We start from the raw sequence: 15,217 nt of genomic DNA on the forward strand, positions 1-15,217 counted from the left end.
GGCTCCGGCAAGTCCACGCTGATGGACTCCTACATCGCGTTGATCATGCCGCACACCATGCCGTTCAACGGTGCCTCCAACGGCGGCATCGTCGGCCGCCCGCGCGGTAAGGACCAGCGAAACATCGTCTCCTACGCGCGCGGCAAGGTCGACGAATCCCGAACCGCCGGCGAGACAAAAGCCCGAGTCCTGCGCGGTGACGGCCAGGACACCTGGTCGGCGGTCGCGATGACGTGGGTAGATCAGACCGGTAAGACCTTCACCGCGGTCCGTGCCTGGTACGTGCCGTCAGCCGCCCGCTCGGTCGAGGATCTCGTCCAGCTGCGAGCGACCTGCGACGACACCTTCGATCTCCGCATGCTGGAACAGGCCTCGAAGAACCGGCTCGCGGACCAGGCGGTCAAGGCGCTTGGGCTAAAACCACACAACACCGACAAGGAGTACGTCGCGCGGCTACATACCGCCCTCGGGATTGGCGCCGCCGGCGACGGTAACAAGGCCGTGGCTCTACTCGGGCGAATCCAGGCCGGACAGCAGATCACCACCGTCGACGCGCTGTACAAGACGATGGTTCTCGAGGAGCCTTCAACACTCGCCACCGCTGACGAGGTGGTCAAACAGTTCGATGAACTGTCCAACACACGAATCCAGATGCAGACGGCGCAACAGCAGGTCAACGCCCTGTCACCGATACGCGGACACCGTCGGGCGATTTGCAACGCGAACGAACAGATCCAGATGATCGACGATATTGGTTCGTTCACCGCCCCGTCTTCTCCGGCGGGACTGTGGTGTCTCGGCAAGCGAGTCGAGCTGCTCGAAGCAGTCCGTGCAGACCTTGAGACCCGCCGCAACAGCGCAAAGTCCGAATTCGAATCGGCATCGGTTGTGGCCGAGGCGGCTGCGGCCGAGCGAGACGCCGTCAAGGAAACGCTGCGGGTGTCCGGCGGCGACAGGTTGGCCAATGCACTCCGAGAGCACGAAGCCGCTGAACGGCGGCTCGGCCCGATACAGCAGGCCCGCGCGCGACTCGACAACCATCTCGAGGTCCTCGGCAGAACGGCAGAAGACAAGGACGAGTTCGCTGCATTGGTCGAGCAGGCCCGCAGCATGCTCGCGGATGAGAAGGCTCGTGAGTCTGCCCGCGACGAGTTCGCGGACGCCAGGTCGCACGTAAAGGACCTCGAGAAGCGGCTGACAGCACTAGGCGCGGAACGCAAAACGGCGCTGGCTCACCGGAACAACATTCCCAACGATTTACAGCAAGCACGGGCGGAGCTTGCGGAGGCCGCCGGCCTCACGCTGGAACAGATGCCGTTCGTCGCCGAGTTGATCGAGGTACGTACCGAATTCGAGCCATGGCGCGACGCGTTCAACCTGGCGCTAGGCGGCTTCGCGACCAGGATTCTGATTGACACCGCCCACCTGGACAACTTCCGAGCGAAGATCAACTCGGTGCGCACCGCGCACCGCATCCAATTCGAAGGCGTGCCCACCGGACTGCGCGACCAGATCAGCCTGAACGACCGCGAGCTCCCGGGACGGCTGGAGTACCGGAACTCGCCCTTCACCGCGTGGCTGAAAAATGAACTCGCCCAACGGTTCAGCTACGTGTGCGTCGAGTCACCCCGCGCACTGGGGCATCATTCGAAGGCACTGACGATCTCCGGCCAAACCTCGGACGGCCGTCGAGGCGCACATGGCGGGCAAGGTCGACGCAACGTTCTCGGCTTCACCAATAATCGACTGCTCGAGCTGCTCGACGAACAGATTAATGCCCTCGAGGAAGAAACTTCCGGGGCCGCAAAGCGGCTCGAACATGCCGACGCCGCCCTGAAGTCCTTCGAGAACCACCGCTTGGCCTACTCCGCGGTCGCCGAGCTGGCTTGGGAGCAAGTCGATGTCGACTCCGTCATCGCGGAACGGGACCGGTGGGCGGGGATCATCGACGACATCCAGTCCGGAAATCCCGAGATCAGCCGACTCCAGGACCTAGCGAAAAAACTCGACGCGAAGGTAAAAGACCTCGATGGCGCCAGGGCGCGGGCCGAGGTGAAGGCACAAGACACGCAAAAGGCTTATTCCCTTCGTGATACCGAGACCGAGGACACCTTGCAGGCCCTCGACGACGCCGTCGAATCCGGGCATGACGTATCCGAGCAGCACCGTGACTACTTGACCGAGTTGTTCTCCACGAATGACGGAGGCGACGCGCCGCCGGAAAAAGCCCTCGACTGGTTCGATATGACCATCAGCCAGGTAGCGAAGCTGATCACCGCGCAACGGCAGACCGCCGAAGCCGCGATCACCGGTGCTCGGCGCTCGTTGGCCATCGCGTTCTCCAGCTTCGTCGAGCGCTGGCCGAATCCGAACCTCGGCACGGACCCGGACGCATCCTACGGCGACTTCGAGCGCGTACTCGACGAGCTGGAAGCCAGCCAGCTGCACGAGCTGCAAGAACAGTGGCGCGACAGCCTGCTCAAACTGTCCGGCAACGACCTCACCAGCCTCGACAGTGAGCTCAACGCGGCGATCCGCGAGATCAAAGATCGGATCGAGCCGATCAACCAGATCCTCGCCGTCCTCGCGTTCTCCGACGACGACCACCGACTCCGCATCGATGTTCGAGACAGCCACACAGCTGTCCGCGCGGGATTCCGCAATGAGCTGCGCGCGGTTCGCCAGACGATCGATCAGGCAGCCGGCGACAGTGAACGCGAGCAGGCCTACTTGCGGATGAGCAAGGTGATCAACCGGATTAGGCGTAATGCACCCGACTTCGGCGACCTGGTCGACGTCCGCAACCACATTCGCATCAGTGCAGAGAAGCTCAACGCGGCCGACGAGCATGTCGCCCTCTACGACCACATCGGGGAGAAATCGGGTGGCGAGTCTCAGGAACTCGTCGCGTTCATAGTGGGGTCGGCCCTGCGATACCAGCTGGGCGACGGCAACGCGGAACGGCCAAGGTACGCACCGGTATTCCTCGACGAAGCACTCATCAAGGCCGACGCCCGCTACACCGGCCGCGCGATCCAAGCCTGGCGGGGCCTCGGGTTCCAGCTGATCATCGGCGCCCCCAACGACAAGAACAGCGCTATCGAACCGCACGTCGACGCCCAATACCTGATCCTCAAGACCGCACAGAGCAGATCTTGGGCCAAACCCATCGTCGGCGTGTCCGAGGGGGAAGGCCAGTGACCAGCCGACTCCTCATGCCGAACGAGGCCGTTGCAGTCATCCAGCGAAGGATCGAACAGAGGTGGGCCGAGGCGGTGTGCGCGGAGCGCGGCATCGGCGCACACGTCAGCTTCCAAGTCCAGCTGCGCCCGGGCATACACACGGGTAAGGCGGTCGAACAGCTGGGATTCGGTCGATGGCACGAATGGCGCACGGCGTGGCGAACATTCGACCAACAGATCGTCGCCGACGTACCCGGCGCGAGCATCATCGGCAAACCAGTGCCGGTCCGCGGCTTGACCGATGAGGTCCCTGCAACCCTGGTCGCAGAGACTCTGGGCGCCGCCGTAGAGCTTGCGAGCCGCGCGGAGGGGCCGACCTCGACAGTCGACGCCGTACGTGCCCATTCGCTCGCGGCATCGCTCCACGACGCCGGGGGAATCCTCACAGCAGCCACGTTGAAGGCAGCGTGTCGTCTCGGTGACTCCGATGCCGCAGCGCTGGTCGCGGCGGTGTCCTGGCTGGCCGGGCACACCGACCTCAGCGGCTGGACCGCGCGGCAGCTCCCGATCCCTGGAATACATTCGAAGTGGCTCGAAACCCACAGCTCGGTGCTGCAGTTGGTGTCGGGGCGTGACGTGCGGGCCGAAGTCCGACCTCGACTCGCTGTCGTTCACCTGACCTATGTGGACCCTGAGTACCTCGCCACAGACCGGCGTCGACACGACGCGTGGACCATTGGCGACGTCCACGCTCTCGCGTACACGCCCCGAATTGTTCTCATCGTCGAGAATCGCGATTCCCGACTGTGGTTCCCGCCGGTGCCAGGCACCATCGTTGTCGAAGGCAACGGAAAAGCGGCCGCCGGCCTGCTATCGGAAATCCCCTGGATACGCGATGCCGAGCACGTCGTCTACTGGGGCGACATCGACGCCGACGGCTACGGCATCCTCGATCGGCTCCGTGCTGCAATGGCCACACCCACCGCCCACGGCGGTCCAGCCAAGATTGTCCCCTCCATCCTGATGGATATCACCGACCTTCAGCGCTACGCCCAACACGGCGTGAACTACGACAAGTCCGGCAGATCGATCAAGCCGTGCGCAACGAAATTCGCTCACCTGACACGATCCGAAGCATCTGCGTACGACTTCGTGGCTACAGCAGGAGCCGCGCCGTTTCGGAGAATCGAACAGGAGGTTATGTCATTACCGGAGGCAGTCGCCAGGCTCGACGACATCACGCACAACACCATTGCGGGCGCAGCTGAAGGTCCTATGCCGCCTCGAATTCCTTGACGGATTGCGGTCAGGCAGGAGAGTTGAACTTTCCGTCGACCACGCCGGCGCTGAAGGCATCCCACTCGCTCGAAGTGAAGACCAGGACCGGGCCGGTCACGTTTTTGGAGTCACGAACACCGACCATGCCCGCGTCCAGATGCGCGATCTCGACGCAGTCCTGACTTGCTCCGCTGTGGCTGCTCTTGAACCAGCGGGCCGTGGACAGGTCAACATTCATGCTCATGCTCCCTTACTCATGTGCCGCAGCAAGTCCCGGCTTTGGCGCGCGTCCAACGCTACCCGCCGCATCCCCTCGTGTGCCGTCCGATAACGATCAACATTGTCCCGATCGTCGAAGTACATTGCACCGGTGTAGCTTTCGACGTAGACCACCGACGGCTCACCGGACTGGCCGTCGTCGGTTTCGAAGTCCACGATGGTGAACGGCCCGGTCAGATCACCGAGCGGAATTCCAGCCGAATACGGCAGGACGCGGATGGTGATGCTGGGCCGAGTGCTCAGATCGGCAAGGTGGCGCAGTTGCGCGGCCATGATTTTCGGGTTGCCGATCACCCGGTGCAGCACTGCCTCGTCGAGGATCACATCCAATCTGACGGGCCGTGCGCGACGTGTGATCAGCACTTGGCGATGCATGCGCATCTCGACGCGACGGCTGATCTCGCTATCGGACTCGCCGGGCTTTCCCGACCGAATCAGAGCGCGGGCGTATTCGGGGGTCTGCGCCAGACCCGGTACCAGCTCTTGGAACGAGGTCAACGACTCGGCTGCCGATTCCAGGCCCATGTACACGTCGAAGTTGGCGGGGATGAGATCTCCGTACTCGTGCCACCAGCTCTTGGTATTGCCTTGCTGAGCAAGACCTTTGAGCGCAGCCGTCTCGGTCTCGCTGGCACCGAGGACCTGGCACAGGGCTTCGATATCCCACAACCGGATACGGTCGGCCTGCCCGGTCTCGAGCCGCTGCAACGTCGTGGCTCCCCGCTCGATACGCCGCGCGACCTCGGCGATCGTCATCCCGGATTGCTGACGCAGCTCGCGTAGATAACGGCCGAGCTGTCGACGTGGGACTGTGGAGCTGGTTTCCGCCATGACGACCCCCTGATGGACGACGTAACCGCGATTTTTGGATGACACCGTGGCCCGGTGCGGATGATTGTCCCGGAATCCACGGACCCAGCGCTGCGGTTTCGGATCAATTCCGGTGGATTATCCAATTTCTGTTGTCCGGCCACGCCGTACAGGGGTGTGCTGGTGACGGGCCGGGCCATCGGATCGCGGCCCAACGTCAGCGACGACCCACAGTCGCCGCGGGATACATCAGCAGAGACATGCGTCAACGGACCCATTTCAGCAAGCACATGTGGAGTCGTTATGACTTGGGAGACTTGGCTTTTGGTAGTGCTGCTCACCATCGGGGTGGTCACGATCGGCGGGGCGCTCATCGAGGACTGGCGCGCAGCCCGCCGACTCGACGGGGAACCCTCTCCGTCCGATCGCGAGGTACTGAGGTTGCGGACCCTCGACGGCGGATACCTCGAGATTCCGTTCATGACCGGCCGTGTCACCAGTCACCGGGGGTGGTAGCCATGGCATTGACCGAACCAGAGGCGAAAGTGCTTGGCGCACTCGCGAACCTGACGCCACCGCATGCGCTCACCGTCCGGCAGCTCTGTCGAGCTGCCGGACTGTGCGAGACCTCGATCCACCGGGCGTTGTTGCGGCTGACACGGAGCGGGCTGGCGGTGACCGTGCCGCAGGGGCCAGCACGCTGGCGACTCACCGATCGGGGCCGGGTGGCCGTTATGCGGCCGGTGTACCGCGAATACGTCGACTACGCCACGACGCAGCCATGAACGCGCCCGTCTGGCGCGAGGACACCCAGTCGGCCCGAGCTCGCCTGCATGCCGGACCGCTTGTCCCACATAAGAGTCGAATCCGGAACCACCTGCTGGGTGGCAAGGACAACTACGACGCCGACCGCCACTTCGTCGACGGACTGCTCGCCCATTTCCCCGGTGCACGCTCCCAAGCCGAAGCCCTGGACACCTTCCAGCACCAAAGTCTGTCGGAGTTGGCGTGCAACGGCATCGACCAGTTCCTCGAGATCGGTACCGGATATCCCCGCTGGGGCCGAGACCTCCACGACGTGCTCAGCAACCGACGCGCCGAGGTGCGCGTGCTGTACGTGGCCGATGAGACGATCGTGCACACCCACCGACTGGCCATGATCTCCGACCTCACCCCGCATGTCGGATGCGTCCTGAGCGACCCCACCGAACCGGTCATGTTGATAGCCCAGATACAAAGAGCCGGAGTACTGGACTGGAACCGTCCGGTCGCCGTCACGATGGTCGACGTCCTCGAATATCTGCCCGAACCCGGTCATGCCGCCACGCTCATCTCACAAGTAATGGGCGCGCTCGCCCCAGGATCATGCTTGATCGCCGCTCACGCCGGATACGACGAGCACCGCCGCCAACTCGCAGAATTCATCGAAAGCCACTACCAGGCTTGCATGCCCTACCGGCTACACACCTGCGACCAGTTCCACGAACTGCTCGGCAACCTCGCCGACCCGCTCATCCTCACCTTTCCCGACGATCACGCCGATTCGAACGCGGACTACCGTGCATTCGGCGGCATCGCCCACACCTGACCCCACGCCGCCACACCCCATCACCTCTCGCTGCCCCGGCCCGAACCAGGTCCGGGGCAGCGGCTGTTGAGGACATCCCCTCGGCACTGGTCACAGCCGATGCCGCCTTCTGTAGCTCGCAAAGCCAATGACTTCCACCGCCATCCGAGCGCAAGGTCATCCCGTGCAGCACCTTCCCGATGCCGGGATCGTGATCAAACCGTGTCGCACCAGGGTGTCGAAATCGGGGCCTTTTCCAGGAGTCGATAAATAGAGGCTCCAGACGCCCAGCCGGACAACCCTCCCCGCATGACCGACCCAGACCGCACATATTCCCGCGCGCCGCACCCATCCCCATCAACTCCTCGGCTCGGGTCGAAATCTGGGTGCCCCACGCAGATGCCGTAAGTACACGCCCATCCATACGCCGAACACGAACACCAAAACCTCGCCTCATCCACCGCCGCACAGAAATTCCCGTAAAGATTTTCCGTCGAAGTGTCGAAAACGCCGGTTCGGCATGCAGTACAGGGCGAGAGGAAAAAAACCGCCGCCGACCACACCCACGGAGCCCGCCCATGAACCAACCCGAACCCCAAACACCCGACCCCACCAGCACCACCGGCCGCGCCCGCGACCGCGCCCGACAGCGCTGGCACATCGACCATATCGACACCGAAATCCTCACACCCCAACAACACGACCACGCCCTGAGCCTTCTCGCCGACCTCATCACCACCTGGACCAAACGCCCTACACGAAACCCCGATACCACCGACCAACAAGCAGCGTGAATCCATTCGACGAAATACCCGACACGCCAACACATTCGAACACCGACCGAGGGACAATAGACGCACCGGCCCATTCGGAAACGCGACGAACATCGCCGAATGCCAGCCTGACATTCGTCATTTCCAAATTGCTGCGGAAACCTGCTACGGGAGGACCCACGCCATGACCCGCTCGAAAGCCACCACCGGACGCATCCCCGCCGACATCTTCTCCGGCGCGGACGTGCGCGTAGGCACCTACACCCGCCGCTCCACCGACGACGAACACCAGCCCTACTCCATCGACGCCCAAGACACCCGACTCGAGTCCTACATCGACTCTCAGCCCGGGTGGCGACACGTCTCCTCCTACAGCGACGACGCCTCCGGCGCGTCGGTTGAACGCCCCGACCTTCAGCGCGCGCTGGCCGCCGCCAAGGCCGGGGCGTTCGATGTGCTGCTCGTCTACCGCGTCGACCGGTTCTCCCGCAACCTGCGTGACCTCGTCACGCTATTGGATGATCTCGACCGCGTCGGGGTCGTGTTCCGCTCCGCCACAGAGCCGTTCGACACCTCCACTCCGATGGGTCGCATGCTCGTACAGATGCTGGGGATGTTCGCCCAATTCGAACGCGACACCATCATCGACCGCGTCACCGCCGGAATGGAACGCAAAGCCGCCCAAGGCAAATGGAAAGGGGGCAAACGCCCCTACGGCTACCGGGTCGATAAATCCACCCACACCCTCGTCATCGACGACACCGAAGCCGTGGTCGTGCGCATGATCTTCGACCTCTACACCCGCCAGCGACTCGGCGCCCGCGCGGTCGCCGCCGAACTGAACGCGCGCGGGCATCGCGCCAGCACCGGCCGCGAATGGACCGGACACCACGTCCTGCGGATCCTGCCCAACCGAACCTACCTCGGCGAGTTGACCTTCCGAGATGTGACCGTCACCGACACCCACCCCGCCCTCATCGACGTCGCCACCTTCGAACACGCCCAAACCGTCCTCGACACACGCGGCGAATCCCACGCCCACCGCGCCGCCAACTCCTCCGACTACCTGCTCACCGGACGCCTGCGCTGCCCACGCTGCGGACGCGCCATGGTCGGCACCCGCGCCACCGGCCGCCACCGCACCTACCGCTACTACACCTGCTTCACCCGCGCTCGCTACGACACGAACAAGTGCAACTTCACCCGCCTCGACGCCGACGCCGTCGACACCGCCCTGCTCGAGGCGCTCGCGAAGTTCTACCGCACCCGCCACAACCTCATCGACGCCGCCATCACCGCCGCCCAACAACGCCATCACGACACCAGCGGTGACACCCGCGCCGAACTTGCCACTGTTACTGCCGAACTCGCCAAAACCCAGCAATCCGTCGATCGCTACCTGGCCGCGTTCGAGAACGGCACCCTGCAACCCGAACTCGTCGGCGGGCGACTGACCGAACTGCGCTCCAAGACAACGCAACTTCTCGCCCGCCGTGATCAACTCACCGAATCGCTCGCCAGCGTTCCCAGCGCGCCTGCGCCCGCCACCCTGGACCGGATCGCCGACCACATCGTCGAGATCGTCACCAGCGGCAACCACACCCAGTCCAAGGCACTGATCGAAACCCTGGTTGCGCACGTCAAGATCGCCGGACCCGACCGACTCATCCCCACCTTCCGCATCCCCCAACCCGGAAACGAGAACGGGGCCCGTACCGCAGATGCGGTATCGGCCCCGATGGGATCGGTTCGTGCAATGACCCCTTTGGTGGAGCTAAGGGGACTCGAACCCCTGACCCCCTCACTGCCAGTGAGGTGCGCTACCAGCTGCGCCATAGCCCCGGATGGGTGCGGTCGGTTTCCCGAGCGCCTGGAGAAAGGTACACCAGGGGTACCTAGGGAATGCAAATCGGGTGGTGGGCGACTCGCCGGGAGGGGGTGGGTGTTGGGTCGGGGGCGGGGATTCGATTCAGGATGGCTGGATGGTGGCTGTGTTGGAGTTGAAGCGGGCGTTGGTGGTGCGGGTGGGGTTGGCGCTGTTGGGGATCGGTGCGTTTTTGGTGGTTACGGTTTCGGTGGGTGGCGGTGGGGTGGTTACGGGGTGGGATCGGGGGGTTTGGGAGTGGTTTGTGGGGCATCGGTCGGCGGGGTGGACGGCGGCGGTGTTGGAGTACACGTATTTGGGGAATCCGGTGCGGGCCATGGTGATTGCGGGGGTGGCCGCGGTTTGGGTGGCTCGGTGGAGTGGGGATCGGTGGAGGGGGGCGGTGATCGCGGGGACGGTGGCGGGGGCCGCGGGGGTGGGGACCGTGGTGAAGGAGATCGTGGGGCGGGGGCGGCCGCCGGAGGGGGCACGGTTGGTGGCGGAGACCAGCTTGTCTTATCCGTCGGGGCATGCGACTGCTACCAGTGCGCTGGTGGGGGTGTTGGTGATGATGTATGTGACGCGGCGGCCGGGGCGGGGGAAGGCTGTTGGCGCAGGGGTTTTGGGGATCGTGGTGGTGGGGGTGATGTGTGCTACCCGGCTGTATTTGGGGGTGCACTGGTTTTCGGATGTGGTGGGCGGGGTGTTGCTGGGGAGCTCTGTGGTGGCGATTGCCGCTGTGGCACAGGTGATTCGGGGTGCGCGGGCGGACGGCGTCGCATAGCGACCGGGCCGGGCGGGGTGGCCCCGCATCCGGCGCGGGGCATCAACTTTCCACGGGCAGGGAACAGTGATGGCCGGCGTCGAGGGGACGACGCCGGCCATCACGATCGAGATGACTCGGCTCAGCGGGGCTGGACCGTGGTGGGCAGGCTTGCGAAGCCGCGGTTGTTGGAGGAGTGGATGCGTGTGGCGGCAGTGGCGTCGACGGTGTAGTCGCTGATGCGGGCGGTCAGTTCTTCCAGGCCGACGCGTAGTTCCAGCAGGCCCAGGTTCGAGCCGAGGCAGTGATGGCGGCCGCTGCCGAACACCAGGGAGGCGGAGGTGTCGCGGTCGAGGTCGAAACGGTCGGGGTCGGTGAAGACTTCGGGGTCGCGGTTGGCGGAACCGCTGAGCAGCAGCACCTTCGCGCCCGCCGGGATCGTCACGCCGTGCAATTCGACACCGGTGGTGGTGCTGCGCAACTGGGTTTGGGTGGCGGGATCCCAGCGCATGGCCTCGTTGATCCAGGCATCGGTGCGGCCGTCCAGGGCCTGCTTGCGGGCGTCGTCGTGCAGGGCGCCGGCGTTCCAGGCATTGCCGAAGGTCAGCATGCTGGTTTCGATGCCCGCGCCGACCAGCAGGATCAGCACGCCGACGATCTCCTCGGGGGTGAGGCGGTCGTCGCCGTCGGCGGCGTCCAGGAGGGCGGAGAGCAGATCGTCACGGCGGTCCGCGGCGCGCGCGATGGTCAGCTCGGTGTAGTAGCCGACCAGCGCCCCGATGGCCTGCATGGCTTCCGGGCGCAGATCGGTGGACTCCTCCTCGGTGTACATGATCTCCATGCCGAGCTTGCGGAGCATCTCCCGATCCGACTCCGGCACACCGACCAGTTCGGAGATGACGTCGGTGGGGAACGGGCCCGCGAAATCCGCCATCAGATCGAAGGAACCGCGCTCCACCAGCGGCTCGATCAGCCCGCGCGCGATCTCCCGCAGCCGCGGCTCCAGCCCCTGCACCCGATGCGCGGTGAAGGCCCGCAGCACCAGCCCGCGCAGCCGCGTGTGCTTGGGCGGATCCATCGCCACGAAGGAGAAGAAGCGCTCGGCCTGCGGCCCCCAGAACGCCGGTTCCATGCGAATCCCATTGGCGCTGGAGAAGCGATCGGAGTCCCGCAGCGCGTCGCGTACATCCGAGTAGCGGGACAGCGCCCAGAAATCGTCGGCCTCGTCGTGGTAAACCGGGGCCTCGGTACGCAACCTGGCATAGTACGGATACGGGTCGGCGTGGACGGCGAAGTCGTACGGGCTATAACGCATGATCAGACACTAGTCGAAAAGGATTGGGGGCGTTGTGGACTCGGATTCCGCTCAGCTACCGGAGGCGGCCGGGGAGCCGCTGACGGCCCGGATCGACACCACCAAGCCGCATCCCGCCCGCCGCTACGACTACTGGCTGGGCGGCAAGGACAATTTCGCCGCCGACCGGGAATCGGCCGACGCGGTGGCCGAGGTGTTCCCCACGGTGCAATTGGCGGCGGTGGAGAACCGCAATTTCCTGCGCCGCGCGGTGGCCTATCTGGCGGCCGAGGCGGGTATCCGGCAGTTCCTCGATATCGGCACCGGGCTGCCCACCACCGGGAACGTGCACGAGATCGCCCAGGACATCGCGCCGGAATCGCACATCGTCTACGTGGACAACGACCCCATCGTGCTGCTGCACGCACGCGAACTGCTGGACAGCTCCCCCGCCGGCGCGACCGCCTACCTGGATGCGGATCTGCGCTCACCGCAGCAGATCCTGAAGCACCCGGACCTGCTGCGAACCTTGGACCTGACCCGGCCGGTGGCGCTGATGCTCGTCGCGGTGCTGCACTTCATCACCGACGACGAGCATCCGTATCAATTGGTCGAGGAACTGGTCGAGGCGCTGCCCGCCGGCAGCTACCTGGTCATGAGCCACGCCACCAACGACCATCTGGAGGATGAGGACGTGGCCCGCAACGCGGCCGCCAATCGGCGCAGCGGGGTGCCGTTCCAGCTGCGCTCCAGCGCCGAGTTCGCGCGGTTCTTCGAGGGCCTCGAGCTGATCAGCCCCGGCATCACCGCGGTGACCACCTGGCGGCCGGAGGTGTACCGGCCGCATCCGCGCGCCGAGGCGGTCTCCATGCTGGGCGCGGTGGCGCGAATTCCCTAGAGCCGACCGGTGTCCTTGAGCACCCGGCGCGCCTGCGCGAACAGCATGCCGACATTCACGGTGCGGCGGCAGACCACCACGATCACCACGTCGTCGCGGCTCTCGGTGCGGATGAAAAGGTGCGTGAGGTTCTCGCTGTTGACCAGTATTTCCTGGAAATAGTGCCGGTCCAGGCGAATTCCGCGACGCTCCTTCCAGATGTCCTCGATCATCACCACATTGCGGCCCTGGAAAAGATCCAGCGTCGCCGCGGCCAGCAGGTCGAGCACTTCCTGTGGGTGATTGTCGACGGTCTCCACGGCCAGCAGCATTCCGGTGGCCATATCGATCGCGCCGGCGGCTACGCACTCGGGGACTTCGGCGCGCAATACCTTGACCATAACGGCGATTCGATCGGTCAGGCTGCCCGGTCCGTTATTGCTCGACGTGTTCATTGCGTCCTCTCTGATTTCCACCCGAAGGCGGATCTTTGGAAACCACGGACCGGCTGCGGTGCGCGTGGCGGAATGGTGTCGTTGATGCCGCTGGCGCCCCGGCGGCGGCGCGGCAACATGGCGCGGGCCATCCCGCCGCGCGCGGGTTCGGGCTGCGGGGCCGGCTCTTCCGGTTCGGGATCGGGGGGCGCGATGAACAGCAGTTCGCCGTCGAGCATGCGCACCACTTCGACGGTGACCGCGTAGAGGCTGCGGCACAGCAGCATGGCGATATCGCGGCAGCTGCGCCGGCCGTTCACCCACAGCAGGATCTCCTGGCGTTCCCGCGGGCCCGGCCCGGAGAGCAGGTCGCGCCCGGAATCGGTGAGCACCAGGCGATTCCGGTGCGGGGAGACGCGCCCGTGCGCGAGAGCGCGCAGCCGGCGTTCGGTCTCCAGCAGCAGCCAGGCGGGATCCACGCCCGGAACCGGCGGCAGCACTTCGGAAGCGGGACGATGGCGGCCGCTGGGCGGGTCCTGCCAGAAGCAGCTGCCGATCCAGCCCGAGGTGATGGCGAAAGCGCCGTCCAGGGCGGCCATCAGCGCGACGACCCGCAGGTCCGCCAGCCCGCTGGAGGTGCGGCCGGGCCGCGCCAGCAATTGCCGCAATCCGGGCGCTCCGGGCGATTCCACCAGGATCACCTGACCGTGCACGATATGCAGATCACCACCGGGTTCACCGGCGACGCGGAGAATTCCGGTGCGGGCGGTGGCGGCGGCCTGCCCCAATTCACCGATCAATTCGCGAGCGGATTCCCGGCCGAGTGCGAGCAACTGTCCCGACTCGGCGAGCGGCCACGTCGTCATGCTCGAACTCCTGGATCGTTCAGCCTCGAATAGCTGAATATCCTGGCAGTCCAGCAGTTTTGGAGCAACAGAATCCGGCGAATTAGGGGTAAGGCCCCCTTGACGGATTCCACCGCGGCGAAAGTTATTGCGCAGTAACAAGTACCGGCCGGTCGAAATCTATTACCGAGCGGGAGAATTCAGCGGCCACGCCGGAGGACGTAATCCGCTAACGCGCGCAGATCCGCGGAATTTTGAATACCCGATAAGCAAGCCTCGGCGGACCGCCCGAGCACATCCTCCGCGGGCTGGGACGCCACCCCCAGCTCCCGCCCGAACCGGTCCACGGCATCGACCGTCTCCGGGTCCGCATCCGCACACAACGCCCCCAGTGCGCACGCGCTGCCGTACAGCGCAGCCCGCTTGTGCCCCGCCGCCGAACGTTCCGCCGGGCTCACTTCGGCCGGTTGCCCGAACGCGCAATCGTGATGCTGCGCCAGGCACACTTCGATGATCGCCTCCTCGAGGCGCACGATGCCGGCCAGTGCGGCGGCGGGGCCGCCCGCGAGGGTCCCGATGGCAAGGCTGTGCAGGGCATCCCCGACCAGCACGGCATCGCCCGCGCCCCATACCCGCCACACCGCGGGGCGACCCCGGCGCACGGCGTCACCGTTCATCACATCGTCGTGCACCAGCGTGAAGTTGTGCACCAGTTCCACGGCCGCGGCGGCATGTAATGCCCGGCCGGGCCCGCATCCGGTGGCGGCGGCCGCGGCGAGCACCAGCGCGGGCCGCACCCCCTTGCCCGAATACCCCTGCGTCACTACCCCTTTCACATCCCACCACCCGAGCTGATACCCCACCATGTGGCGCAACTCCTCCGGTAGGTTGTCTACCGCCTCCCGCAGCAGCGGCGCGGTCAGCCGTTGCGCCCGCCGCAGCACGTGCGCGCCACCCCTCGCCCCGCCACGTCGCAATACTCGGGAACCGTCGCCCCGCGAATCTCCGCACCGAAGCCCGCCCGCGCCTTCGTCTTTCGAGAGCGAACCGGAACTTTCCCAAGGCGCACCGGCGATTTCGCCGTTCGCGGCCGCGCCGCCGCCCCCGCTTCCCACCGGTTCGCCGGTCCCGAAGGCCGGGTCGGCCGCTGTCGAGGAACTCATGGCACCCTCCGATGACTTGATGACACCTATATGGCCGCGGCCTGCGTGGGCGGAACTCCCCCGTCACCGCGGACCGGCGGTGACAGCC

14 protein-coding genes, 1 tRNA gene and 1 pseudogene are annotated in these 15,217 nt (G+C 65.4%); 9 read left to right on the top strand and 7 right to left on the bottom strand.

The annotated features are described in order from the left end of the window. Both NI1_RS21680 and NI1_RS21685 read left to right on the top strand, forming a co-directional pair. On the top strand, positions 1 to 3,201 hold a 3,201-nt coding region (locus NI1_RS21680; protein WP_067823967.1), incomplete at its 5' end, for an ATP-binding protein. Next, positions 3,198 to 4,478: a Wadjet anti-phage system protein JetD domain-containing protein gene (locus NI1_RS21685; RefSeq protein WP_218026802.1), complete on the top strand. Its 1,281-nt coding sequence runs from the start codon at positions 3,198 to 3,200 to the stop codon at positions 4,476 to 4,478. The genes NI1_RS21680 and NI1_RS21685, both read left to right, overlap by 4 nt. A 10-nt stretch (positions 4,479 to 4,488) precedes the next feature. Here the strand turns inward: NI1_RS21685 and NI1_RS21690 are convergent, their stop codons facing one another. Together NI1_RS21690 and NI1_RS21695 are read right to left on the bottom strand one after the other, a co-directional pair. Further along, a complete protein-coding gene (locus NI1_RS21690) occupies positions 4,489 to 4,698 on the bottom strand; it encodes a DUF397 domain-containing protein (protein WP_067824386.1) in 210 nt (69 codons plus the stop codon). Positions 4,699 to 4,700: 2 nt separating this feature from the next. Beyond that, the gene (locus tag NI1_RS21695; RefSeq protein WP_067823970.1) at positions 4,701 to 5,570 is read right to left on the bottom strand and encodes a helix-turn-helix domain-containing protein; all 870 of its coding nucleotides are present in this window, start codon (positions 5,568 to 5,570) and stop codon (positions 4,701 to 4,703) included. 282 nt (positions 5,571 to 5,852) lie between these two features. Here NI1_RS21695 and NI1_RS21700 point away from each other — a divergent pair, with 282 nt between their 5' ends. From NI1_RS21700 to NI1_RS40140, 5 genes and pseudogenes are all read left to right on the top strand, one after another. Next, entirely contained in the window at positions 5,853 to 6,065 is a 213-nt protein-coding gene (locus NI1_RS21700) for a hypothetical protein (protein ID WP_157535253.1), read from the top strand. Positions 6,066 to 6,067: 2 nt separating this feature from the next. Beyond that, positions 6,068 to 6,334: a helix-turn-helix domain-containing protein gene (locus tag NI1_RS38085; RefSeq protein ID WP_157535254.1), complete on the top strand. Its 267-nt coding sequence runs from the start codon at positions 6,068 to 6,070 to the stop codon at positions 6,332 to 6,334. Then, on the top strand, positions 6,331 to 7,137 hold the full coding sequence (locus NI1_RS21705) for an SAM-dependent methyltransferase (protein ID WP_067823976.1): 807 nt from the start codon (positions 6,331 to 6,333) through the stop codon (positions 7,135 to 7,137). The genes NI1_RS38085 and NI1_RS21705 overlap by 4 nt, the downstream gene beginning before the upstream one ends. Before the next feature lie 557 nt (positions 7,138 to 7,694). Next, complete coding sequence (locus NI1_RS21710; protein ID WP_067823979.1) at positions 7,695 to 7,910, top strand: hypothetical protein; 216 nt, start codon at positions 7,695 to 7,697, stop codon at positions 7,908 to 7,910. A 163-nt stretch (positions 7,911 to 8,073) separates the two neighbouring features. Continuing rightward, positions 8,074 to 9,078: pseudogene (locus tag NI1_RS40140) on the top strand (recombinase family protein); the annotation flags it as partial. Positions 9,079 to 9,655: 577 nt separating this feature from the next. Here the strand turns inward: NI1_RS40140 and NI1_RS21725 are convergent. Next, a tRNA-Ala gene (locus tag NI1_RS21725) sits at positions 9,656 to 9,731 on the bottom strand. 140 nt (positions 9,732 to 9,871) lie between these two features. Here NI1_RS21725 and NI1_RS39910 point away from each other — a divergent pair. Next, positions 9,872 to 10,537 (top strand): phosphatase PAP2 family protein, encoded by a 666-nt coding sequence (locus tag NI1_RS39910; RefSeq protein WP_067823988.1) that lies wholly within the window; start codon positions 9,872 to 9,874, stop codon positions 10,535 to 10,537. A 121-nt stretch (positions 10,538 to 10,658) separates the two neighbouring features. Here the strand turns inward: NI1_RS39910 and NI1_RS21735 are convergent, their stop codons facing one another. Beyond that, the gene (locus NI1_RS21735) at positions 10,659 to 11,831 is read right to left on the bottom strand and encodes a cytochrome P450 (protein WP_067823991.1); all 1,173 of its coding nucleotides are present in this window, start codon (positions 11,829 to 11,831) and stop codon (positions 10,659 to 10,661) included. 34 nt (positions 11,832 to 11,865) lie between these two features. Between NI1_RS21735 and NI1_RS21740 the strand changes: the two genes are divergently transcribed. After that, positions 11,866 to 12,708, top strand: coding sequence for an SAM-dependent methyltransferase (locus NI1_RS21740; RefSeq protein ID WP_067823994.1), 843 nt, complete (start codon positions 11,866 to 11,868; stop codon positions 12,706 to 12,708). Here the strand turns inward: NI1_RS21740 and NI1_RS21745 are convergent. The 3 genes from NI1_RS21745 to NI1_RS21755 all read right to left on the bottom strand — a co-directional run bounded on the left by NI1_RS21745 (position 12,705) and on the right by NI1_RS21755 (position 15,129). Then, positions 12,705 to 13,142 (bottom strand): hypothetical protein, encoded by a 438-nt coding sequence (locus NI1_RS21745; RefSeq protein ID WP_067823998.1) that lies wholly within the window; start codon positions 13,140 to 13,142, stop codon positions 12,705 to 12,707. The genes NI1_RS21740 and NI1_RS21745 overlap by 4 nt on opposite strands. Then, a complete protein-coding gene (locus NI1_RS21750; protein ID WP_067824001.1) occupies positions 13,139 to 13,987 on the bottom strand; it encodes a hypothetical protein in 849 nt (282 codons plus the stop codon). Before NI1_RS21750 ends, NI1_RS21745 begins: the two co-directional genes overlap by 4 nt. Before the next feature lie 179 nt (positions 13,988 to 14,166). After that, the gene (locus NI1_RS21755; RefSeq protein ID WP_067824004.1) at positions 14,167 to 15,129 is read right to left on the bottom strand and encodes a polyprenyl synthetase family protein; all 963 of its coding nucleotides are present in this window, start codon (positions 15,127 to 15,129) and stop codon (positions 14,167 to 14,169) included. Between the last annotated feature and the right edge of the window lie 88 nt (positions 15,130 to 15,217).

Source organism: Nocardia inohanensis NBRC 100128 (genome assembly GCF_001612945.1).
GTDB lineage: Bacteria > Actinomycetota > Actinomycetes > Mycobacteriales > Mycobacteriaceae > Nocardia > Nocardia inohanensis.